This is a genomic window from Xenorhabdus stockiae (genome assembly GCF_002632825.1).
Classification (GTDB): domain Bacteria; phylum Pseudomonadota; class Gammaproteobacteria; order Enterobacterales; family Enterobacteriaceae; genus Xenorhabdus; species Xenorhabdus stockiae.
The window spans coordinates 52,776-75,852 of sequence record NZ_NJAJ01000010.1 but is presented as its reverse complement, the minus strand read 5'-3'; the positions used below and the strand labels follow the sequence as shown (position 1 = coordinate 75,852).

Here is a 23,077-nt window from a genome sequence, read left to right as displayed (position 1 = left end):
TTCAGGGTGAATTTATCGTTCAGATGATAAGACTGAGTTTTGGTGAGAATTTACATCTGCCATTTTATCTTTAGTAAACTGATCAATAAGTTAATAATAATCAGCTACCAGCTTATCCATTCACTGAATAAATGCGCGATTAAGACAACAATAACAGGTATCATCAGTATGAAATTCCGCTAATTCTGGGTTTACAATCTAGATTATTCATGTTCATAAAAAACAGAAGGGTGGATTTGACAGTAATCATGATCACTCTTTTAGTTCACCCCCCAATAGTTAAAGAGCTTAGTGATGAAAATAACACCTGAAACATTATCCTCTGCAATAGAAGAATACGCCAAAAAGCCTGAGCAGAAACAGCAGCTAACTCCTCAGCAAACACGTTGGTTTTCCGAGCCAGAGAATGTCTTTCTGTTGATCACTCTGGTGATAACACTCCCTGAAGAAACGATGGATGATATCAGGGGTGCCGTTAAAGACTGGCTTGATGTTGCTATCGCGGAACTAGAGTTAGTCGCGATTCATTCCCCGAAGGGAACCAAAGAACAATTTGAGCAGGCTGTTGGATTGGTTTTGGAGTATTGCAAAGAAAACTTCGAGCTTAATCACAAGAATGTCCTGTTATGTATCTCAATCCTGAAGCGATATCAGTTTCATATCAGGACGGACCTTGCACAGTTGATGCAGAAATCTGAGTATCCTGATGAGACTAATGTTACCCCTTTCCCACAAAAACCGCAGAAAATCAGGCAACTGATTAATGAGTTTAATCTGAAATCCAGTATCGAATTCATTGAGGTTTTTGAAAGTGGTTTTTCTGTCGCACCACCTGAAGTACTGCCTTATATTCTGACGGAAGTCGTTCAATATCCATGGGGTATTGATGCTTTGCTTCTGCTGACGCAATATTTTGAAGAATCTGTTGCGCTTGCCAGTGCCGAAATGCTGGATCAATGCCCTTCTTCGGCGTGGAAAAATTTATCCTATTTGCAGCTTGTGAACCTGTGTGCCCACTTCAACCGACATCCTTCAGTTAAACCCTATATGAAGCGATGGAAAAAACGCGCTATGGCACACCATAAAGCACGGGCAGCCGCTGAAATATATGAAATATACGCTTCTGAGGTGGATGGCAATGACTGTGCCAGTATGATGATGAAAGTCATGCTGAATAATCAAGAATATCAGCTAAGTATGATGCTCGATTTTAAATCAGGTATCAGAGAGAGCATGCTGAATATTGATCCTGACCAACCCATTCCTGAGTTGTTAGAACAGTTAAGCAGCGATATCAACTTCACTCCGGTTTCTCCGGACTGGCTAAAACAGATATTGCCCTGGATCCTTTCCGTTCAGCAAAATAAGAACACACCACTCGATCTCTATTCACTGTATTGGATAGCCCAACTTCCCATCGACTGGACGCAGCCAGAAGCGTTTGATCTTGAGCAATGGAGCCAGAAACTGAGTTATGAGGTCAATCCTAAGCGACAGGAAAATAGCCGTCTCGGTTACGCCAATTACGGTCACAATGTGCAATCATCGCTCATGATGACTTGGTTGCCACCTGAAGAGTATCTACTGAAAGCGAAAAAACCCAGAGATTTACTGAAACTCTACTATTATGCCAACAAAGACATCTTTGCCGGACGACTGACCTACTCGGCTGCTATCGAGAAATATAAGCTCTCATCAGAAGAGCGCTGCCTGACCAATGAATATCTGGATTTGGCTCATGCTCTTTACGACCCAGCCATCAATCGTAAAAGGTTTGGCTTATTCGACAACCTGTCAGAAGCCAGTTTCCAGCTCTTTGCTATGGGGCTGACTGATACCTCAGACTCAATACTCCCTCAGGGGCTGGTTGTTAAAATCAGCTTAGATGAAGCAAGCCCAGCAGTCTGGCGCCGGGTTCATCTCAGTAACCAGATGACGCTGAGTGAAGTGCATGATGTGATACAGGCTGCTATGGGATGGGAAGATGCACACCTGTTCTCTTTTGAGGTTGGCGGAATAATGATCCCGGAAGAAAATTATGATCAGGTCTGTCTTGGTCTATTTTTACGTGATGTCGGAAGTGAGCTTTACTACCAATATGACTTTGGTGACTGCTGGGATCATCAGATCACAGTAGAAAAAGTTCTGGAAAAAGACATCATTCAACCTAAAGTCACCGCAGGAAACGGGACATGCCCGGCTGAAGACTCCGGCGGTATCTGGCAGTGGAACAATGTACTCAAATTGAGAAAAAAGAAACTTCTGACGGAAGAAGAAGCAGAATACCTGGAATTACTGGGACTGGCACCGCATCAGCCACTAGAGCCTTTTGATAAACAAGAGGCCAACCATAAACTTGAAGCCTTATTCAATTATCTGGATTATCAGGGCTAAATTTGTCCCCCTGAGAAGTAAACTTTTACTTCTCAGGGGGTTATTCCGTTAAGCAGAATATTTTATCAGTCGATCAGCCAGTGCCTGCGCGAATCGCATCGCACCCCCCTCAGCAAAGGGCAGGTTCAGCGAAGGCTCACATATTTCTATTTCCAGTACAATCGGCTTCCCACCATTATCCCGCACAAGATCCACACGTCCGTAAAGCAAAGCATGATCAAGCCCCATATGCCGAACAGCTGTATCAAGAGCAAGTGAAGCAACTGCACGCTCATCTTCATCTGCCACTCGCGCCTTGCGAAATTCCTGTAATGGGAAATTCACTGTGCCATCGGACATAAGCAAAGCACCTTTACGGATAGCATGGCTATAAACACCGTCGAAGTAGGTCAGGTCAGTCTCGCCCTCACTATCGATTGAAGCCAGATAGGGCTGCAATATTACGTGACAACCTTTTTCTATCAGATAAGTGATATGCTCGACAGCCTTATCCTCCTGCTGCCGTTTATAGCGCTGAATATCCTTCGAATAAGCTCCTACAGTAGGCTTTATCACAATTTCGTCAGCTTCCGTATGCTCAGCAAGAAATGCCCGCAGATTCTGTAAGATATCCATACCGGGGCTAATAAACCTGCTAGGTACAACCGGCACACCGTGCGCCGCGAGATCAGCCAGATAAAACTTATCAAGATTCCAGCGTACTACCGGCAAGGGATTCAGCAGTTCTGTTAAAACACTAATACGTTCACACCAGACCAAAAATTCAGGTAAATGATCGACGTAGCTCCACGGAGAACGCAAAAGCACCGCATCAAAACGTGACCAATCAATAGTCTGGTCCTGCCAGGAACATATCTCAGCGCTCAGCCCGATAGTGCGACAAGCATCGAGTAACAACGGCATATCATAATCTTCTGGCAGGCTGGCTTCATCAGTAATCAATGCAACTGTATTCATTAAGAATTTCCATCAGATCAAATGTCCTCAAAAATGATTACAGAGATGCCAGCCACTCATCATCTGACCCTTCATTCATCCCTTCGAACAAAAACGTGGAAAGATAACGTTCCCCCGTATCAGGCAGCATTGCGAGTAATACCGAATTTTCTGGTGCACTTTCAGCAACACGAAGTGCTGTTGCCAAAGTCGCCCCTGCGGAAATACCCACAAATATGCCTTCTTCCCTAGCGAGGCGACGGGCTGTATCACGCGCCGATATCTCATCCACGGTCAGTAGCTTATCAATAACGCTTTTATCGAGTATGTCAGGGATAAAATCAGGTGCCAGACCCTGAATTTGATGTAAATTCCACGAATTACCCGCCAGCACAGCGGCATTTTCAGGTTCGGTAGCAATAATATTTACGTCAGGCCGTGCCAGTTTTAACATCTGACCGACTCCGGTCAGAGTACCGCTGGTACCAAAACCCGTGACAAAATAATCCAGCCGTTTTCCGGCAAAATCACTGAGAATTTCTGCTGCTGTTGTTTCACGGTGATAAGCCGGATTGGCAGGGTTTTGGAATTGATTAGCACGAAACCAGCCATGTTTTGCCGCAAGCTTATCGGCCAGACGGTTTCCACCACTACTCCCTTCATGGCCGGGGGAGAGGATAACTTTTCCGCCATACATACGTATTAATTTACGGCGTTCTACCGAATAACAATCAGACATCACCGCCACAAATTTGTAGCCACGGGCAGCAGCCACCATTGCTAAAGCAATGCCGACATTACCGGAAGTACATTCACAAATTGTATCGCCGGGTTTCAGTAGCCCTCTTGCTTCTGCATCAAGGATAACGGAAAGAGCAAGCCTGTCCTTCACCGAACCGCCGGGATTGAAAGACTCCACCTTCACATATACCGTGGCATGGCCGGGAGCCATACGATTTAATTTAACGATAGGCGTACGGCCAATTGTCTCAAGGATACTGTTGTAGAGAGGCATAAGAAAATTGTTCTCCTGTTATTTCACTTTTGCTGCTGTTTCAAATACAGGAGCAACAATATCGAGAATAATTGAAAGTGCTTTTTCGTTCTTTGCTTCATCAGTTGAAGCATTAAACTCAGCCAGTTCGACTCCCAAAAGCTGTTCCAAAGGCATTGCTTCAAATATTGCCTGAATTTGCGATGGCAACATACCATCCGGCACTGAATAATCTGCCGGTAAAAAACCGGGCTCAAGAACATCCCAGTCGATATGGATCCAGACCGGCGCGCCATTAATGGTTTTCAGAATATTTTCAGGTGTTGCCTCTGCTGGTGGAATTATCCGAACTCCCTGCTTTTGCAAAATTTCACGCTCAGGTGGATCTATATCACGGGCACCAACCAGAATAATTTGTTCAGGACGTAAACCAGAACCGTGCCCGCTATCCCAAAGGCCGCAGGCAGCAGCAAGTACCATACCACCGAGGTAACCTGATTCTGTTGTCTCCGGTGTGTTGAAATCACCATGTGCATCAATCCAAAGCACTACCGCTTCCGGATACTCCCGCGCGACAACAGGTAATGAAGCAAGACTCGCAGAACAGGTATTAGCGAGCATAAACGTCCGGTTTTTTCCCTTAATACTCGCTTCAATTGCCTGACGCAATTCAACAAGCGTTTCACGGGCTTGAGGAAGACTAACACTCCAGTCATCGTTCTCAGGAGGCGAACTCTTTCCAACAAAATGCCCCTGAATGCCATAGTGTTTTTTTAACGCCTCAGCGGTACGAGCAGCGCCTTCTATCATGCGTGCTGCCCTATCAGCTATGCGACCCTGAGAAACGATAAGATCAATCATGGAACAGTTTCCTTTTCATTATTATCAATCAAAATTTCAGGTTAACCTTCGGTCATAACTCATAAAAAAATATACTGGCTTCACTTTTTCCTGAACATAAACGGGCACTTACCCTCTCTCTTCACATTTTCATCCAGAAGGCCATACTGCTGCCATTCAAGTGCTTCTGTACCATAAGAACCAAGCTGCAAAGAACGGGGAATATCATCATATTTATCAATGCGATTACGGATATTTGCACGGATCTTACGACCCCCCGGAGTATTACCGGCTACGATATCGAAACGCTCACGTGGGTTGATGACCATAATAAAATGCTCACCAAGATTCCTGCTTCTACGTGACTGGTTCGCCGGGCTGCTCATATTGCAGAATAGCTGCATACCGTTAAAACACATGCACCAGGCTGAAGAATCGGGATCTTCACTAATACCTTCCGGCCAGGGTTCAGGATCTATGTCATGTAATTTCTGCAAGACTTCCCAGCCAAAAGCATGATAATCACTAATAGACTGAACTCTTATTGCTTCTTGTGAGAACGCAACAATTAGCGGGTATGCTGTATTTAAATCGCCATTCCAATTCTGCGAAAGTTCAACATAATCTTTAAGCCCTTCAGCTAAATGCTGAATGCCACTCTTCTCTGCATTCTCTACGAAGATAAATTTTAATAACTTTTTTTTAAATGCTCTCTTTGAGAAGACACAAGGAAAATCAACATGATCAAGTCGAAACCCTATATCACTGAGAACAGTATGATGCCAGTCTTTTTCACTTTCATTCACTTGAGGTTGTGAGATTAATTTTGTAACACCTAGATTTTTATCTAATATATTCACTTAAATCACCTTTCATTAATAGAAAGAAGACGTGTCTGACACGGCGATAACTACCCTTTAAACGAATATTTAATGTGATAACTGAAAGATAAAATAATTTATTATTAAGGAGGGTAATTTAAATTTCATCCATTAATAAAAAACATCAAATATAAACAATAAAAACATTCTAGACTGTATCATCACGACCTAAAAGCATATATAACAATTATAAAAAGAAATAACATAATTATTATAAAAACCATCAGAAACAACACATTAAAAACACAAAAAACAATAAAAAGAAAAATAAAAAAGAAAAATAAAAAACAAAATATTTAAATCAACATTTATAACTCAAATAAAAATATAATTTATGTCAATGAAGATTATTTTCTAATATAGATAGATATCAAATAAAATATAAAAACCCTGTATTTAATTTAATCACTGGAACATGCTTTTTTTATTTACGGATAAATAATGTAAACTTGGCAATGAAATGAAAAGTGAAGCCGATTGAGAATCAGCCAGATGGATAAAAAAAAGCCAGAAAATCAGCAAGCTGTCAGTGGCACTACCCGCATCTATGTACAACAAAAAAATCATTTGCCCACCCCTAAGCTGGACTGGGTAGCTGAAGAAGTACCGATTGCCTTAGTCTACAACGGCATTTCCCATGTCGTCATGATGGCAAGTCCAAAAGACCTCGAACATTTCGCAATTGGCTTCTCCCTATCTGAAGGGATTATCACTTCTCCGCAGGAAATTCGCGGGATTGATATAACTTCCGGCTGCCACGGCGGTATTGAAGTCAATATCGAACTCTCCAGTCGCCGTTTCGCTGAATTGAAAGAACGCCGACGCAGTATGGCAGGCCGAACCGGTTGCGGTATTTGTGGCACTGAGCAAATATCAGAAATCTTCCGCCCCATCACTCCACTGCCTTTTACACAAACGTTTTCATTGGCTTATCTGGATCAGGCGCTTGCACAATTACCTCTCCTGCAAGACATCGGTTCATTAACTGGCTGTACACATGCTGCTGGCTGGATTAATTCAGAGGGAAATTTACTCGGTGGATGTGAAGACGTTGGCCGCCATGTTGCTTTAGATAAGCTATTGGGAATGCGTTCAAAAACAGACTGGCAACAAGGCGCTGTTTTGGTTTCCAGCCGTGCCAGTTATGAAATGGTGCAGAAATCTGCCAATTGTGGCGTGGAAATATTATTTGCCGTTTCTGCTGCTACTTCACTCGCAATCGAAGTAGCAGAAAAATGTAATCTGACGCTAGTCGGTTTCTGTAAACCAGAGCGAGCAACGGTGTATACGCATTCTCAGCGGTTAACCAATTAATCAATGCTATGAAGCATCCATAAATTGGGTTCAATATAATGAGCGATCTGTTTTTCTGTATCCACCACCAAGGGAACCAATGCGCCCGGAATAATGTACTCCCCGCTTTGTGGGAACTTCATTTCTGTCCACTTTTCCCATTCTTCCACTGTCCCGTCAATATGCATAGAACGGAATGCAGGTTTAATGATTTTGGCCCCTAAACGCCAATGAGTGCGTATCCAAGGATCAAATGGCTCCTCTTTTTCATTTTTCCAACCACAATATTCGACAAAATCTTGCAATGGATAACAGCTTTTTCGGCTTGGCCTGACAGGTACAACGACGCCTTGTAATCCAGCTTCACGAGCGGTTTGCTTCACACTATTAATTAATAGCGCTGGAATATTGCAGCCACGAAAATCAGGATCAACGGTAACAGAAAGTGCTGACAACATATTCGCCTGTCCCTTAGCCTCCACACCAAGTTGCAGTATTGCATCCCACCCCTCGTCAGGCAGCTGTTCCAGTGAGGGGGCTTCCCATAAAAAAGGAATTGAATTTAATACCCCAATAAGACGCTCTTCCTGTCCCTGTTGCAGAATGGCATATTTTTGAAAATGACTAAACGGGGGCTCATATAAGGAATCCCAATACTGTTCAAACACCTTGTCGTAGTTCGAAAATAAGGGCCAGCTGGCAACAATAAAATCACTCGATTTTTCCTCAATATCTTCCCTCTCTCTGGCAGACTGAATAATAATTTTTGCATCCATAATTAACTCCCTATTAAAGACGGTTCTTTGAATCAAAATAATACATACAAAAAATTAATGAATTAGCTAAGTAAAATAAATGTGTTTTTGCAGCCAGAACGGGACTATTAATCACGCAATCACTACAGGCCATTAAATTTAACCTCATCACATTTTCAGAAAAACGACAAAATATCTCTGCTTCTTATCAAAAATTAAAATCATTTAAATACAACTAATTGAATTATTCGCTGATTAAAACCCAAACAAAACAAACATTAAATAAAAATAATTATCATTTACATTAACATTTGAAGAATGTACATTCCTCCCGCGCAATAAATCAGGCCATTTTTATGATTGGGTAACGAGGGATCCCCCACTCTAAATGAGGATAACGATGAAAAAAGTTAAGGTATTAGTCGCCGCTTTAGGCGTTTTGGGATTTATGGCACAGGCTCACGCAGCAGTAGGATTTGGTCAGAGTCAGGTAAGTTCACCAACATACGTTAAGGTTGGTCCAACACAACCCGGTAAAGGCCCACACGGCGGCAAAGGTGGTGAACCGGGTATCGGTATTAGTTCCGTTTATGGCGGTCAAATCACTGGCTTTTCTGGCCTGACCCGCATGGCACCTGCTGATAGTAATGGTATTCATAATATCTCAATGGCAAGTCCCCACGGCGGCATGGGAGTATTCCATTTCAGTAAAGTTGCCAATGAAGAAGTTTACTTTGGTGAATGGTCTCAGACTGGTAAAGCTGATGACCCAACCCATACGGTTTATTATGCGGGTAAAGATATTACCACCAATATTCCGACTGACGGCACAGCAACCTATACCGTGACCGGTATTAACCAATACAGCGGCAACAATGCACTATCCGGTACATTTACTGCAGATTTTGGTGAGAAAACTCTGGTTGGTTCAATGGCAAATACCGCAATGACCATAGATATCAATGCCGATATTTATGCTGACGCAAGTTTTGAAGGAGATGCCAAAATTGGCAATCTCGCAGGTACAACAGAAGGTCATTTCTTTGGTGACAATGCATCAAGTCTGGCTGGTTATGCAAAATTTGATGGTGACAGCTCCAAAGATACCGCTTTTGGCGGCTCTAAACAGTAATTACTAATTTTTCAGAGAACAGTGCCAACTTTTTAGCACTGTTCTCTGTTTTTATTTCTAATAACATGGATTTTGTGAGCTGATTTTTCGATGTCTGATAATAGAAAAATACCGATATTACTAACGGCATTGATGGCTTTTTTCATCTCCTTGCCTATATATGCTGATGAAGATACCTCACGCAAAATTTGGCAGGAAGCACAACATAATCAACAGGAAAATGAAAACAATCTGATTACACCTGATCCTGTTTTTTCCAATGACGGATCCTCACTAATTACCCTTAACGGACAAAAATTTCAGGTAGAAAATAATCTGCACGATATTGGTTTGGCGCTCTTTCTTGCAATAAATCACCGGCAATGGCCGGATGTCAGACGTTTTCTCACTGCTTACCAAAAATTATCAGATCATGATGTCTTATTGGTGAATTTTGCTCAGGGTGGTCTGGCTCGCTTTGATGGTCATTTAGATCTCTCTGCGCATTATTATCAACAAATTCTGAACCAACAGCCTGATTTTCCCCGCATCAAACTGGAACTGGCCCGAGTCTATTTTGAAGATTATAAAAATCATGAATCTGAACGTCTATTTACAGAGCTGAATGAAAAAAAACAATTATCCGAAGCCGTCTTGAAGAACATTAACAGTTATCTTGAAGCGATAGCACTGAGAAACAGTTGGCGTGGCTCATTCTCTGCTGGTTACGCCTACAACAATAATGTGAATATGTCATCTGATCAGGACGCTACCTTTCTCGGTTTTACTCCTGACGGAAGCATAGTTAAGCGCCAAATAGAAAAAGCTGTCAAAGCATGGGGCATGTCCTATGATGCGACTCTAAGCCGAAGACACCAACTTTCCGGTTATCACAGCCTTGTTATCCGTGGACTGATTTATGGTGAAAATTACCGCAATTATCAAGATGGCAATGAAAACACTATCCAGCTAGCCAGTGGCTACAGTTATAAAAGCAAAAATCACGATATCTCCTTTAGTCCGTTGTTTGAATATAAACAACTTGCCGGTGATCGCTTTTACCACGCTGCCGGAATCAAAACAGAATGGCGATGGGGAATAACGACTCAAACCGCCCTCAATATTGAACTTGAGCATAAGCTGTTGCGCCATCAGCACGATTACCGCAAAAAAGACGGTGGATTGACCTCTTCTTTTCTGAGTTTATCCCACACTATCGGCAAAGACTTTGTTCTGTTTGGTGGCGGAGACTGGATCTATAGAGGCAATGACCAGTACCCCGTAGATCGCTATCAACAATGGGGCATTCGGGCAGGAGTTGGTGGACAGATTTATCACGGTATTAATGGCTTACTGTCTGCCACACTGCGTGATCGCCATTTTGGCGCTTATAACCCGATGCTGAATGCCAAGCGTCATGATACGGAGCAAATCTACACGGCAACTATCAAAGTACCTGCCGCAGAAATAATGGGTATGACTCCTTCTGTTACTTTCCGCCATCGGCGCAACCATAGCAATGTGGATTGGCTGTACAGCTATAAAAAAAACGAAGTGCTGCTCAGGCTGGAAAAGTTTTTTTAATCAAAATCTGATGATTTTTTATTTGTGCGATGATAACTGAGGCAAGAAATATCAATGGCATATCAAATTAAAACCGGACTAACACCCATCACAATCGCTCTGTCACTGGCATTTTCACTGGCAGCACCTCCTTTATTTGCTGAATCCAAACCGGCTACAACGACGTCAGATGGCAAAGCTGATTTAGGTAAAATCCGGGTGACAGATAACAGAGATAAAGATGAAGCCGGTTATGATGCGGTTTATGACAAAGATATCTCCAATATTTATATCGGCAAAAAGGAGATAGAGCGCTACAAAGGCGCATCCCCTGCTGATGTCATTAAAGGGGCAGTTGGTGTTTACAGCGGTGATGCCCGCAATAGCGGTGCTCTGGATATCAATATTCGTGGCATTCAGGGGCAGGGACGTATTCCCGTCACGATTGATGGAACAGAACAGGCGATTACCGTTGGACGTGGCTATAACGGTGCCAATAACCGCAACTATATTGATCCTAACTTAATCAGCAGTATTGAAATTGAGAAAGGGCCTTCTCTGAATCGCAGAGTGAAAGGTTCCGTCGGAGGCGCTGTCTCCATCAAAACACTCAATATTGATGATGTGGTACCGGAAGGTGAAACATTTGGTATCAATACCAAACTGGAAACCAGCAGTAACTCAGTCAGGGAAAGAAAACCGTCACTGTCATTAGGGCAGGACTATCGTGATATTCCCACTTTTATCCAAAATGATGCTGAAACCGATCCGGCATTAAGAATCACTCCGCATTCCTCAAAAGACAATAAACTGTTTGGATTCAAAGATAATGCCTTCCGGATTGCGGTAGGTACACGGCAAGAATATTTTGACTTGATGTTAGCTTATGCTTATCGCCGGCAAGGTAACTATTTTGCCGGTAAGGGGGGGGCACATCGTTATGATGCTTCAATTACCGAAGCCGATAAGAAACTGATGACCGGAGCACGTACAAGTTTAGATCCTTACCTCCCTTTTGCAGCACGCATTTATCGCCCCGGTAATGAAGTTCCCAATACTTCCAGCGAGATGCAATCAGTGTTAATCAAAAACACCTGGCACTTTACCGATGACCAGGCACTGCAACTCGCTTTCCGCAATACTCATATGGAGTTCGGCGATATCATGCCTTCAAGGCTGGCAATGGTGCTTGCTGACGAAAATAGTGTTCCTCAATGGCCACTGGCTAATGTTCGCCAACAAGCAGCTAACCTGACTTATAAATGGCATCCTGCCGAAAAATCCTATATCGATTTCGATATGAATTTATGGACAACGCGTACAACAAGTAATACCAATACCGCAGGTGGATATCCCCGCAGCCCTATTGCCAGAGACTATCTTTGGGAGAGCGGAAAAAGTGGTAAAAATGCCTATATTGATGGGACCTTAATCAATACAGCTCTCACCAATTCTCAAAATAATCGTTGGGGTGTAGATATCTCCAATAAATTTGAGCTAACCCGTAATCTGGATCTGACTCTAATGGGAAATTTCCAGCATGAGCACCTGGATTCTAATGATAAATACAACTCCCAAAATATGTACTTTTTCCAGTCTCCAGCAAGGAAAGGACAGCGGCAGGAAATCAATCTTGCTTTTAATTTTGACTGGCGGCCTACGTCATGGCTGGCACTCAGTGCCGGAGCTAAACGTATTTCCTATTGGTCCAAAGATGATTTCCTCACTGAACGACGCGCTGCAAAAGATGAACGTTATCGAGAGGGAGGCGAAATAATCGGTCATGATATGAGCTATTTTAGAACAGTGACAGAGGAAGAAGCTAACAACGTCAAAAAACGATGGGATAAGAAATATTATTCTAAACTTAGCAAAACAGAAAAACGCAAATTGCGTAATGAAACAAACAAAATAAAATATAAAAATGATCGCATTCAGCAAAAAAGATGGTTAGTTGAAGAAGAATTCGCGTGGAAATATAACACTGAAACAGGAAAACTTAATAAAAACGATAACCCCTATTTCAATGGCCAATTGGATATGAATGAAAAGGTTATCGATCCAATCAGTGGTAAAGAAGTCTATAAATATGAGTATGGTATGGGCGTTGACGCCAATAGCATAAGAACCCCCTATATTGACGATCTCTGGGAACCAGCCCCAAAACGTAAATCTCACGCATGGGCGCCAACATTCTCAGCTACTGCCTATATCACTGACGATCTCAGAGTCTATACCCGTTATGCCGAAGCAGTCAAAATGCCCAGTATTTTTGAAGATACTGTCGGTTTTTCTGGCGTTAAAGAAAATTACATTGGTTTGAAATTTAAACCAGAACGAGCCAAAACCATAGAAACAGGTTTCGTTTATGATTTCAGCCAGTTAGTGAATGCTGAACGTAATGCGGATATCAAACTCTCCTATTACAACACGGTTATTGAAAATGTATTCGACAGGGATAATACCTATAATTTCGCCCAGTTAGATAAACAAAAACTGGCAGGTTTAGAATTACAGGCTCGTTACGACAACGGCAGTTTCTTTACTGATATGGGTTTAGTCTACAACATGAAAAACAAGGTTTGCGACCATAACTCCGTTGCAAGAATGGATTCCCAGAATCGTTATGGCATTCCAGAATGTATTGATGGTGGTTTTCCGGGGGGGTATCTGCGTACTTCCATTCAGCCGAAATACACAGCTAATCTGAATATCGGCGGACGCCTGTTTGATGAAAAACTGGAGCTGGGTAGCCGGATGCTCTATCACAGTGGTGCAGAAAACAAAGATGAAAAATGGTTGATGAATGCCTTACCGGATATTTACAAAGGGCAATCCAACAACCCGATGCGCTGGAACTCCGTCTTCACCGTTGATGCTTATGTCAGCTACCAGATCACCCCTGCGATATCAATGGAACTGACTGGCACAAACTTAACTAACCGCTATTATCTTGATCCGCTAACTCGCTCAATGATACCAGCACCGGGCAGAACCTTTAAGCTCAGCCTTACCAGTCAGTTTTAGAGGATAGTATGTTCAATACAGTCATATCAAACAACGCAGTGATCAACACGCAGAAAACACTCAGTAAACGTTTTCTGGTTGGTATTATTATCGCTGTTTCATTGCATATCAGTCTGATATGGCTGTTAAACCGACATACAGCATCGAACGATGACAGTGCCCATCATCTTAATCAGAATTCTCCTTTGACAAGTTTTTCAATCACGATGGTTGCGACCTCAGCATTAGCAGAAGAGCCGGAGCCAGTTGAATTATCTCAGCCTGTTCTGACTGCTCCTGAATCACCGACAACCCCGGTAATTGCACTGGATAAAGCCGTTCAAACAGAAAAAAAGATCGATACTCCGGCCGAACCAATAAAACCTAAAAAACAGCCAAAAGAAAAACCGAAAGAAAATAGAGAAAAGAAATCTGTTCCTTCATCTCAGGCGCCCCAAAACAACCCAGAGGAACTTGAAACGGATGGTACTGATCAGGTCAATTCACAAAGTGGAATGAGTCAGGCGACAACTTCTCAACCTTTAGTGGGTCAGGGTAATAGTGAGTCAGATAATTACTATGCGAGGCTCCGGCAGGAAATTGAGCGCCACAAGCGTTATCCCCGCAAAGCAAAACGAATGAAGCAGGAAGGTACAGTCATCGTCAACTTTATACTTCAAGATGATGGTTCAATCACTGCCGCCAAAATCATTCAATCCTCGGGCCATAGTGCAATGGATAATGAAGCACTGAAAGCGCTTAGTCTTGCTCAATCTATTGGCCCGAAACCAACAACACTGGCAGCAGATATCACACTACAAATCAGCTTTGAGTTGGTTCGATAGTATACATGTCATAACCGACCTATTGAGCAATAACAAGCCAAATGTCACTGATTGAAAAAATCAACATCCTGTCCTCAGAGGCAATGCTAAGTAGTGCTCCGAAATATCAAAATCGGAGCGCATACGAAGCAGAAAATTTCAAATTTACTCAATGAAATTTACTTTTCTGATTTATCAGAACATCACTTCCCGATACAAAAACTTGAAAAAATCCGTCCAAGCAAATCATCAGACGTAAATTCTCCGGTGATTTCAGTCAATGCCTGTTGTGCCAACCGAAGTTCTTCCGCTAATAATTCCCCGGAACGAGCGAATACCAATTGTTGATGGCCTTCCTGCAAATGTTCTGCTGCGGTATTCAATGCCTGTAAATGACGGCGTCGTGCGAGGAACCCGCCTTCAGTATTACTGTTAAAGCCCATCGCTTCTTTGAGGTGATCACGCAGCAGATTAATTCCTTCATCTGCAAGAGCAGAAAGACGAATTAACGTGTAGCCATTAATTTCTGATATGCCGCTGGCTTCACCTGTCATATCTGTTTTATTACGGATAATCGTTACAGGCAGGGATTCTGGTAGCTTAGCCATAAATTCCGGCCAGATTTTTTCAGGTTCGATGGCATCCATCGTCGTACTGTCTACCATAAACAACACGCGATCCGCCTGTTCGATTTCCTGCCATGCCCGCTCAATACCAATGCGTTCCACTTCATCGCTGGCTTCGCGCAAACCAGCAGTATCAATCACATGCAGGGGCATTCCATCAATATGAATATGTTCGCGTAAAACATCACGGGTTGTACCTGCAATATCCGTCACAATCGCTGCTTCACGCCCCGCCAGCGCATTCAGCAGGCTGGATTTACCTGCATTCGGGCGGCCAGCAATAACAACTTTCATCCCTTCACGCAACAGGCTACCCTGACGAGCCTGCGAACGAACCTGTTCAAGCTCCGCAATCACTTCATCCAGCTTGGCTTCTATCTTGCCATCAGAAAGAAAATCAATTTCTTCATCAGGAAAATCAATCGCTGCTTCAACATAGATGCGCAGGTTAGTCAGTTCTTCCACCATTTGGTGAACCTGATTGGAAAATGTTCCCTGTAGGGAGTTCATCGCAGAACGCGCGGCCTGTTCAGAACTGGCATCAATCAGATCGGCAATCGCTTCAGCCTGCGCCAAATCAAGTTTATCGTTCAGGAAAGCACGTTCAGAAAACTCACCGGGATTAGCGATTCGCACACCGGAAATAGTCAGAATGCGTTTCAGTAGTAAATCAAGAATAACCGGGCCGCCGTGCCCCTGAAGTTCCAGTACGTCTTCACCCGTAAAGGAATTAGGGCCGGGGAAATAAAGGGCGATACCTTGATCTAAAACTGAGCTATCTACATCACGAAATGGCAGATAATCGGCATAGCGGGGTTTCGGGAGTTTCCCTAATACCACCTCAGCAACTGCCGCAGCTTTGGGACCAGAAATACGCAGGATACCAACACCACCTCGTCCCGGAGGGGTGGCCTGAGCAACTATCGTATCGGTGGTATTCATGGAATTCTCTCTTTTACCAATTTGCCAATGAATGGAAATAATAAAGGCGGCCAATGACCGCCTTCTACTTATTTTTTAAAAGACCCGTTTCTCAAGAAATTATTTCTTGGTCAGATCGATTTGCTTTTCTTTCTTCTCTTTCTTTTCGCGGGTATGCAGACCGCGTTTTTCCAGACTGCGGAAAATAACCTGCTGCTGGATAATGGTTACCAGGTTACTGACGATGTAGTACAGCACCAGACCAGATGGGAACCACAGGAAGAAAACAGTGAACACGACAGGCATGTAAGTCATGATCTTCTGCTGCATTGGGTCAGTAACCGTCGTTGGTGACAGTTTCTGGATCACAAACATAGTCACACCCATCAGCAATGGCAGAATGTAGTATGGATCCTGTGCAGACAGGTCATTAATCCAGCCGATAAATGGTGCATGGCGCAGTTCAACAGAGCCCATCAGCATATAATACAATGCAAGGAAGATTGGCATCTGAATAACCAGAGGTAAACAGCCGCCCAGCGGGTTTACTTTCTCTGTTTTGTACAACGCCATCATTTCCTGACTCATGCGCTGACGGTCGTCGCCATATTTCTCACGCATTGCAGTGATTTTCGGCTGCAACAGGCGCATCTTCGCCATAGAAGTGTATTGCGCTTTAGTTAGCGGGTACATGATACCACGCACGATAAAGGTAATAGCGATGATGGAGAAGCCCCAGTTACCGATGAACTCGTGCAGGAATTTCAGTAACTTGAACAGAGGCTGAGAAATAAACCACAACCAACCGTAATCAACTGTCAGATCCAGATGTGGTGCAACAGCAGCCATTTTATCCTGAATTTCAGGACCGACCCACAGAGTAGAAGCGATGTTCTGCTTACTATTTGGTGCAATATTGATGGTTTCACCTTTGTACCCGATAATCGCCATTTTCTGGTTTTTCAGGTCAATGGTGTAGAAATTGCTGGTTTTACCTTCTCCAGGAACCCACGCAGTGGCGAAATATTGCTGAAGCATCGCTACCCAGCCACCTTGTGTGGTTACTGAAAGTGGTTTACTTTCAATTTCATCAAATTTGTATTTTTCGTATTTTTCTTGATCAGATGAGTAAGCCGCACCACGATAAGTATGCAGAGCAAAATTGCTGCTGCCGGTATCGCGATGTTTCGGCAGATCAACACTCTGCTTCAACTGACCGAAGAATGCCATCTGCAACGGCTTGTCAGTCACGTTATCAATGCTGTAATCAACAGAGACAGCATAGTTACCGCGTTTCAATACGAAAGTTTTGACATATACAACACCATCCGGCGCGGTATAAGTCATAGGAATACGCAACTCATCCTGACCTTCAGCCAAAACGTAGTTGTTCTGAGCAGCAGTATAAAGAGGACGTTCAGCCTGATTATCCGGGCCATTAGTGCCTGTTAAGCCACTTTGAGCCTGATAAGTAAATTCTGGGGTTGTTTCCAGAAGCTTGAACGGCATCTTGGAACCGAGGGTATCCGGATAGGCCAACAGGTCAGCCTCTTCGATATCACCACCACGGGTATTGATGTGCAACGAAAGCACATCCGTTTTCACGGTGATCAGTTTACCTTGCCCACTGACTGCTTCATTACTCAGCGTATTGGTTTGCTGCGAGACCTGTACTGTTGGTTGTGGGTTCTTATCATTCTCCCACGCCTGCCAGACCAGGAACGAAACAAACAGCAGAGCGATGAGAAGAAGATTGCGTTGCGAATCCATCGTTAATGTTCTCTGTTATCTTCGTTTTTTTTAGGTGGGACAGGATCATCACCACCTTCGTGTAAAGGGTGGCATTTTAATATGCGTTTCACCGTTAACCAACTGCCTTTCATCATGCCAAACCTACGCAGTGCCTCAATGCCATATTGGGAACAGGTAGGATTGAAACGACAACGAGGCCCCAGCAGTGGACTAATCACTAACTGATAACCTCTGATTAAAGCAATCAAGAGGCGCGAGCCAAGCGACAGTGACGACGCCATAATTTGCCCAACGTTTCCGTTAGCTCACGGTTATCAAGCTCAGCGACCCCTTTCCTCACCAAAATCACAAAATCCATTGACGGTAATTTATGTTGGTTTAAACGAAAACTTTCACGGGCTAATCGCTTAATACGATTTCGCTCATGGGCGCGTTTAACATTTTTTTTGGCGACGGTCAGACCGATACGGGGATGCCCCAGCTGATTAAGGCGTCCAAGGATGGTTATCTCTGCGGAACTTGCCCGTTGTGGCTGCTGGAAAACATAAGTGAAATGCTCGGGAGTTAACAAACGTAACTCCCTCGGAAAAGCGAGCTTAACCACGTGGAATGGTTAGCTTTATTACTTAGAAACAGTCAGACGAGCACGGCCTTTCGCACGACGGCGAGCCAGAACCTGACGACCATTTTTAGTGGCCATACGTGCGCGGAAGCCGTGAGTACGGTTACGCTTCAGTACGGATGGTTGAAAAGTGCGTTTCATAGCGATTTCTACCTAACTTAAAATTTGTAACTGATTCAGCAAATGCGTTGGCGACCAGTGGAAATAAGTAGACACCGATGCCTCAATCGCAACATCAATATATAGAAAGAGGCAGGATTGTAATAAAATGTACTACCCTTAGTCAATTCCAAGATGACGCGAGTCTGACCGCGTTTCAGCTGATGTCAGACTTGTTGCTACCCAAAGTTTTTGCTATCTAAGGTGTTAACCCTGACTTCCACCAGCCACCGCCGGAAAAAATCGTTTGGCATCACACACAGGGTGCAAGATTATACGGACTGTGCAATAAAGCGCAAGGATCCTACACCGATCCTGCTATTTGAATAGTAATTATACTCTTGCTTTCCTTTTGAATTTTAAACGATAGCTAAATGGAATTTGCTATATACCATGATTCCACTACAGTATCTTCTATGGGCTTTATCTTCTCCGCGTACCAAAGCGTGGTGATCTCCCTGTGGATAAAAAGCATCAAAGCTGTGTAAAAGAATGAGGATTTATGTCGTCTTTTGCGTTATGATCACCGGTCACGATTCCGATCTCGCTGTACGGATCGTTGGGAGAGCGATGAAACTAGAAATCGCCACAAGGTACTGCGAGTCTTCTCATCGATAAATGTTCTCATCGGTAATATTTTTATCGAGAGCACCTTTATCGATAAAGAGTAATGCCTTGTGCCCAGTATAACGCATCTATTATTCCAGTTTCTTTTATTGGTCTTGTTTTAGGGGAGTTCGCCGTGTCACTTTCGCTTTGGCAGCAATGTCTTGCCCGATTGCAGGATGAGTTACCTGCCACAGAATTCAGTATGTGGATACGACCCCTTCAGGCAGAACTAAGTGATAACACTTTGGCTCTTTATGCACCCAACCGCTTTGTGCTGGATTGGGTCAGAGAGAAATATATAAATAATATCAATTTGTTATTAAATGATTTCTGTGGTCCTGAAGTACCGTTACTGCGTTTTGAAGTAGGTAATAAGCCTGTTTCAGCAAGCCAGTCTACATCTCAGAAAATCATTGCTGATATGCCGGTGGTTGCTGCTCCATCCAGTTTATCTGTACGCCCTAGCTGGGATAATGCAAAAGCGCAGCCTGAGTTATCTTATCGTTCGAATGTGAATCCAAAGCATACATTCGATAACTTTGTCGAAGGTAAATCCAACCAACTCGCCAGAGCCGCAGCCAGGCAAGTTGCCGATAATCCGGGCGGAGCTTATAACCCTCTGTTCCTGTATGGCGGCACTGGTTTAGGTAAAACCCACCTTTTACATGCTGTCGGTAACAGCATCATGGCGCGCAAAGCCAATGCAAAAGTGGTATACATGCACTCTGAACGGTTTGTTCAGGATATGGTTAAGGCTTTGCAGAACAATGCGATAGAAGAATTTAAACGCTATTATCGCTCAGTAGATGCCCTGCTTATCGATGATATTCAATTTTTCGCTAATAAAGAGCGATCCCAAGAAGAATTCTTTCATACGTTCAATGCCCTGCTGGAAGGTAATCAACAGATTATTCTGACATCAGATCGCTATCCAAAAGAGATTAATGGCGTTGAAGATCGGTTAAAATCCCGTTTTGGCTGGGGTCTGACCGTTGCCATTGAACCACCGGAGCTGGAAACCCGTGTTGCGATTCTGATGAAGAAAGCAGACGAAAACCAGATTCAGTTGCCGGGAGAAGTGGCCTTCTTTATAGCTAAACGCCTGCGATCCAACGTTCGTGAACTCGAAGGCGCTTTGAATCGGGTTATCGCCAATGCCAATTTTACGGGTCGGGCGATTACTATTGATTTTGTACGTGAAGCATTACGTGACTTATTGGCTCTACAGGAAAAGCTGGTAACGATTGATAATATTCAGAAAACAGTTGCTGAATATTACAAAATCAAAGTTGCCGATCTGCTTTCCAAGCGCCGTTCACGCTCCGTTGCCCGTCCAAGACAGATGGCAATGGCGCTGGCAAAAGAGCTGACAAACCACAGCTTGCCTGAAATCGGGGATGCCTTTGGTGGTCGTGACCATACTACGGTACTTCACGCATGTCGTAAAATCGAACAACTGCGTGAAGAGAGTCATGATATCAAAGAAGATTTTTCTAACTTAATCAGAACATTGTCTTCCTAGCGCTATGAAATTTATCATTGAACGTGAGCAATTATTAAAACCCCTGCAACAGGTCAGCAGCCCTTTAGGCGGCCGCCCTACCCTGCCTATTTTAGGTAATTTATTGTTGCAGGTGACAGAAGGCTCCCTGTTACTGACAGGTACAGATTTAGAAATGGAAATGAAGGCTCGGGTGACGCTCACTCAGCCACATGAACAGGGTGCGACCACCATTCCGGCGCGTAAATTCTTTGATATCTGGCGCGGGTTGCCTGACGGTGCCGAAATCAGCGTTGAGCTGGATGGTGATCGCATACTGGTTCGATCCGGCCGTAGCCGCTTTTCGCTCTCTACTCTGCCTGCTTCCGATTTCCCCAATCTGGATGACTGGCAAAGTGAAGTTGAATTCTCACTCCCGCAAGCAACACTGAAACGCCTGATTGAGTCTACCCAGTTCTCAATGGCGCATCAGGATGTTCGCTATTATCTGAACGGTATGCTGTTCGAAACTGAAGGGGAAGAACTGCGTACTGTTGCCACAGATGGCCACCGTCTGGCTGTCTGCTCCATGAATATTGGCCAGAGTCTGCCTTCACACTCGGTGATTGTTCCACGTAAAGGCGTTATTGAATTGATGCGATTACTGGATGGCGGAGATAACCCGCTTCAATTGCAGATCGGCAGCAACAATATCCGCGCCCACGTTGGTGACTTCATATTTACATCAAAACTGGTTGATGGGCGTTTTCCTGACTACCGCCGTGTCCTGCCGAAAAATCCGGATAAGACACTGATAGCAAACTGTGACACGCTTAAGCAGGCATTTTCACGAGCAGCGATTTTATCCAACGAAAAATTTCGTGGGGTTCGCATCTACCTGAGCGAAAATCAGCTCAGAATTACTGCCAATAACCCGGAGCAGGAAGAAGCAGAAGAGATTGTTGATGTCAGCTATCAGGGCACGGAAATGGAAATCGGCTTTAATGTCAGCTACGTACTGGATGTTCTCAATGCACTGAAATGCGAGCAGGTAAGTTTGCTGCTGACGGATGCCACATCCAGTGTAAAAATAGAGAATTCAGCCAGCCAGGCCGCGACATATGTCGTGATGCCGATGCGCCTGTAAATAATACGCCTGTATATTAACTCATTGAACATGATTCTCTCGCGTTTATTGATCCGCGATTTTCGTAATATCGCCAATGCCGACCTGCCATTGGCGACGGGCTTTAATTTTCTGGTCGGGCCGAATGGCAGCGGAAAAACGAGCGTACTGGAATCCATTTACACATTGGGTCACGGGCGCGCTTTTCGTAGCATTCAGGCGGGAAGAGTTATCCGCCATGATAGTGAAGAATTCATTCTTCATGGAAGACTAGAACAGCAATCCCACGAGCGAACGTTATCCGTTGGGCTGAGCAAAAACCGTCAGGGTGACAGCAAAGTCAGAATAGATGGCAGTGATGGGCATAAAATTGCAGAGCTGGCGAAAATGCTGCCGATGCAGCTTATCACTCCGGAAGGTTTTACGTTGTTAAATGGCGGCCCGAAATACCGTCGGGCTTTTATCGACTGGGGTTGCTTTCATAATGAACCGCGTTTTTTTGCTGGCTGGGCTAATCTGAAAAGGTTGCTCAAACAACGGAATGCGGCATTACGGCAAGTCACCCGCTATAGCCAGATCCAGCATTGGGATCATGAGCTTGCACCATTGGCAACTCAGATAAGCCAATGGCGGGCTGAATATATTGCAGGTATTGCGGAAGATATTGAGAAAACCTGTAAACAGTTTTTACCTGAATTCACTCTCAATATCTCTTTTCAGCAGGGCTGGGACAAAGAGAGTGAATATGCAGAACTCCTCGCGCGGCAGTTTGAGCGCGATAAAGCATTAACCTATACCGCATCCGGCCCCCACAAGGCCGATCTGCGGATCAGGGCAGACGGCACATCTGTAGAGGATATGCTCTCACGTGGTCAGCTTAAGTTACTGATGTGTGCTCTTAGGTTAGCGCAGGGTGAATATTTCACCCGACAGAGCGGGCAAAAATGCCTGTATCTGCTTGATGATTTTGCCTCTGAATTGGATGCCGGCCGTCGTAAGTTATTAGCCGAGCGTCTGAAATCTACGCAGGCTCAGGTGTTTGTCAGTGCCATTACACCCGAGCAGGTTGCAGACATGATTGACGTAAATAGCAGGATGTTTAGCGTAGAACATGGCAAAATATGCCCTATGGATTTCGAATTCAGCCAACAGAACGACGATTCGAAAGACGAAGGGTAAGAGGTT

The 23,077-nt window shown here is 44.0% G+C and carries 19 protein-coding genes; 9 read left to right on the top strand and 10 right to left on the bottom strand.

Going from position 1 to position 23,077, the window contains the following annotated elements; all coding sequences use genetic code 11:
• The first annotated feature begins 294 nt into the window (after positions 1 to 294).
• On the top strand, positions 295 to 2,394 hold the full coding sequence (locus tag Xsto_RS06825) for a plasmid pRiA4b ORF-3 family protein (RefSeq protein WP_099124512.1): 2,100 nt from the start codon (positions 295 to 297) through the stop codon (positions 2,392 to 2,394).
• A gap of 48 nt (positions 2,395 to 2,442) precedes the next feature.
• Here Xsto_RS06825 and Xsto_RS06820 read toward each other — a convergent pair whose 3' ends face one another.
• From Xsto_RS06820 to Xsto_RS06805, 4 genes are all read right to left on the bottom strand, one after another.
• On the bottom strand, positions 2,443 to 3,351 hold the full coding sequence (locus Xsto_RS06820) for an ATP-grasp domain-containing protein (RefSeq protein ID WP_099124511.1): 909 nt from the start codon (positions 3,349 to 3,351) through the stop codon (positions 2,443 to 2,445).
• Between the two features lie 37 nt (positions 3,352 to 3,388).
• Positions 3,389 to 4,345 carry a cysteine synthase A gene (gene cysK / locus Xsto_RS06815; protein ID WP_099124509.1) on the bottom strand — a complete coding sequence of 319 codons (957 nt, stop codon included), beginning with the start codon at positions 4,343 to 4,345 and terminating at the stop codon, positions 3,389 to 3,391.
• An 18-nt stretch (positions 4,346 to 4,363) separates the two neighbouring features.
• Positions 4,364 to 5,185: an arginase family protein gene (locus Xsto_RS06810; protein ID WP_099124508.1), complete on the bottom strand. Its 822-nt coding sequence runs from the start codon at positions 5,183 to 5,185 to the stop codon at positions 4,364 to 4,366.
• Positions 5,186 to 5,265: 80 nt separating this feature from the next.
• A complete protein-coding gene (locus Xsto_RS06805) occupies positions 5,266 to 6,024 on the bottom strand; it encodes a YqcI/YcgG family protein (RefSeq protein WP_211284296.1) in 759 nt (252 codons plus the stop codon).
• 513 nt (positions 6,025 to 6,537) lie between these two features.
• On the opposite strand from Xsto_RS06805, the gene fdhD reads away from it, so the two are divergent.
• Positions 6,538 to 7,359: a formate dehydrogenase accessory sulfurtransferase FdhD gene (fdhD, locus tag Xsto_RS06800; protein WP_099124506.1), complete on the top strand. Its 822-nt coding sequence runs from the start codon at positions 6,538 to 6,540 to the stop codon at positions 7,357 to 7,359.
• Here the strand turns inward: fdhD and Xsto_RS06795 are convergent.
• The gene (locus tag Xsto_RS06795; RefSeq protein WP_099124504.1) at positions 7,356 to 8,114 is read right to left on the bottom strand and encodes a transferase; all 759 of its coding nucleotides are present in this window, start codon (positions 8,112 to 8,114) and stop codon (positions 7,356 to 7,358) included. The genes fdhD and Xsto_RS06795 overlap by 4 nt on opposite strands.
• Positions 8,115 to 8,493: 379 nt before the next feature.
• Between Xsto_RS06795 and Xsto_RS06790 the strand changes: the two genes are divergently transcribed.
• The 4 genes from Xsto_RS06790 (at position 8,494) to Xsto_RS06775 (ending at position 14,618) form a co-directional block, all read left to right on the top strand.
• Positions 8,494 to 9,225 carry a Slam-dependent surface lipoprotein gene (locus tag Xsto_RS06790; RefSeq protein ID WP_099124502.1) on the top strand — a complete coding sequence of 244 codons (732 nt, stop codon included), beginning with the start codon at positions 8,494 to 8,496 and terminating at the stop codon, positions 9,223 to 9,225.
• A 90-nt stretch (positions 9,226 to 9,315) separates the two neighbouring features.
• Entirely contained in the window at positions 9,316 to 10,788 is a 1,473-nt protein-coding gene (locus tag Xsto_RS06785; RefSeq protein WP_099124500.1) for a surface lipoprotein assembly modifier, read from the top strand.
• 54 nt (positions 10,789 to 10,842) lie between these two features.
• Positions 10,843 to 13,794, top strand: coding sequence for a TonB-dependent receptor domain-containing protein (locus tag Xsto_RS06780; RefSeq protein ID WP_099124499.1), 2,952 nt, complete (start codon positions 10,843 to 10,845; stop codon positions 13,792 to 13,794).
• An 8-nt stretch (positions 13,795 to 13,802) separates the two neighbouring features.
• Positions 13,803 to 14,618, top strand: coding sequence for an energy transducer TonB (locus tag Xsto_RS06775; protein WP_099124497.1), 816 nt, complete (start codon positions 13,803 to 13,805; stop codon positions 14,616 to 14,618).
• Between the two features lie 182 nt (positions 14,619 to 14,800).
• Here the strand turns inward: Xsto_RS06775 and mnmE are convergent, their stop codons facing one another.
• From mnmE to rpmH, 5 genes are all read right to left on the bottom strand, one after another.
• Positions 14,801 to 16,165, bottom strand: coding sequence for a tRNA uridine-5-carboxymethylaminomethyl(34) synthesis GTPase MnmE (gene mnmE, locus Xsto_RS06770; protein WP_099124496.1), 1,365 nt, complete (start codon positions 16,163 to 16,165; stop codon positions 14,801 to 14,803).
• 99 nt (positions 16,166 to 16,264) lie between these two features.
• Positions 16,265 to 17,914 carry a membrane protein insertase YidC gene (yidC, locus tag Xsto_RS06765; protein WP_099110050.1) on the bottom strand — a complete coding sequence of 550 codons (1,650 nt, stop codon included), beginning with the start codon at positions 17,912 to 17,914 and terminating at the stop codon, positions 16,265 to 16,267.
• 2 nt (positions 17,915 to 17,916) lie between these two features.
• A complete protein-coding gene (gene yidD / locus Xsto_RS06760) occupies positions 17,917 to 18,177 on the bottom strand; it encodes a membrane protein insertion efficiency factor YidD (RefSeq protein WP_086954857.1) in 261 nt (86 codons plus the stop codon).
• A complete protein-coding gene (gene rnpA / locus Xsto_RS06755; protein WP_099110051.1) occupies positions 18,141 to 18,500 on the bottom strand; it encodes a ribonuclease P protein component in 360 nt (119 codons plus the stop codon). The genes yidD and rnpA overlap by 37 nt, the downstream gene beginning before the upstream one ends.
• A gap of 18 nt (positions 18,501 to 18,518) precedes the next feature.
• Complete coding sequence (gene rpmH, locus Xsto_RS06750; RefSeq protein WP_038267117.1) at positions 18,519 to 18,659, bottom strand: 50S ribosomal protein L34; 141 nt, start codon at positions 18,657 to 18,659, stop codon at positions 18,519 to 18,521.
• 760 nt (positions 18,660 to 19,419) lie between these two features.
• On the opposite strand from rpmH, the gene dnaA reads away from it, so the two are divergent.
• The 3 genes from dnaA to recF are packed head-to-tail and all read left to right on the top strand — an operon-like array spanning position 19,420 to position 23,071.
• Positions 19,420 to 20,808 (top strand): chromosomal replication initiator protein DnaA, encoded by a 1,389-nt coding sequence (gene dnaA, locus Xsto_RS06745; protein ID WP_099110102.1) that lies wholly within the window; start codon positions 19,420 to 19,422, stop codon positions 20,806 to 20,808.
• Positions 20,809 to 20,812: 4 nt separating this feature from the next.
• Complete coding sequence (gene dnaN, locus Xsto_RS06740) at positions 20,813 to 21,913, top strand: DNA polymerase III subunit beta (RefSeq protein WP_099110052.1); 1,101 nt, start codon at positions 20,813 to 20,815, stop codon at positions 21,911 to 21,913.
• A gap of 30 nt (positions 21,914 to 21,943) precedes the next feature.
• Complete coding sequence (recF, locus tag Xsto_RS06735; RefSeq protein WP_099110053.1) at positions 21,944 to 23,071, top strand: DNA replication/repair protein RecF; 1,128 nt, start codon at positions 21,944 to 21,946, stop codon at positions 23,069 to 23,071.
• The last annotated feature ends 6 nt before the right edge of the window (positions 23,072 to 23,077 follow it).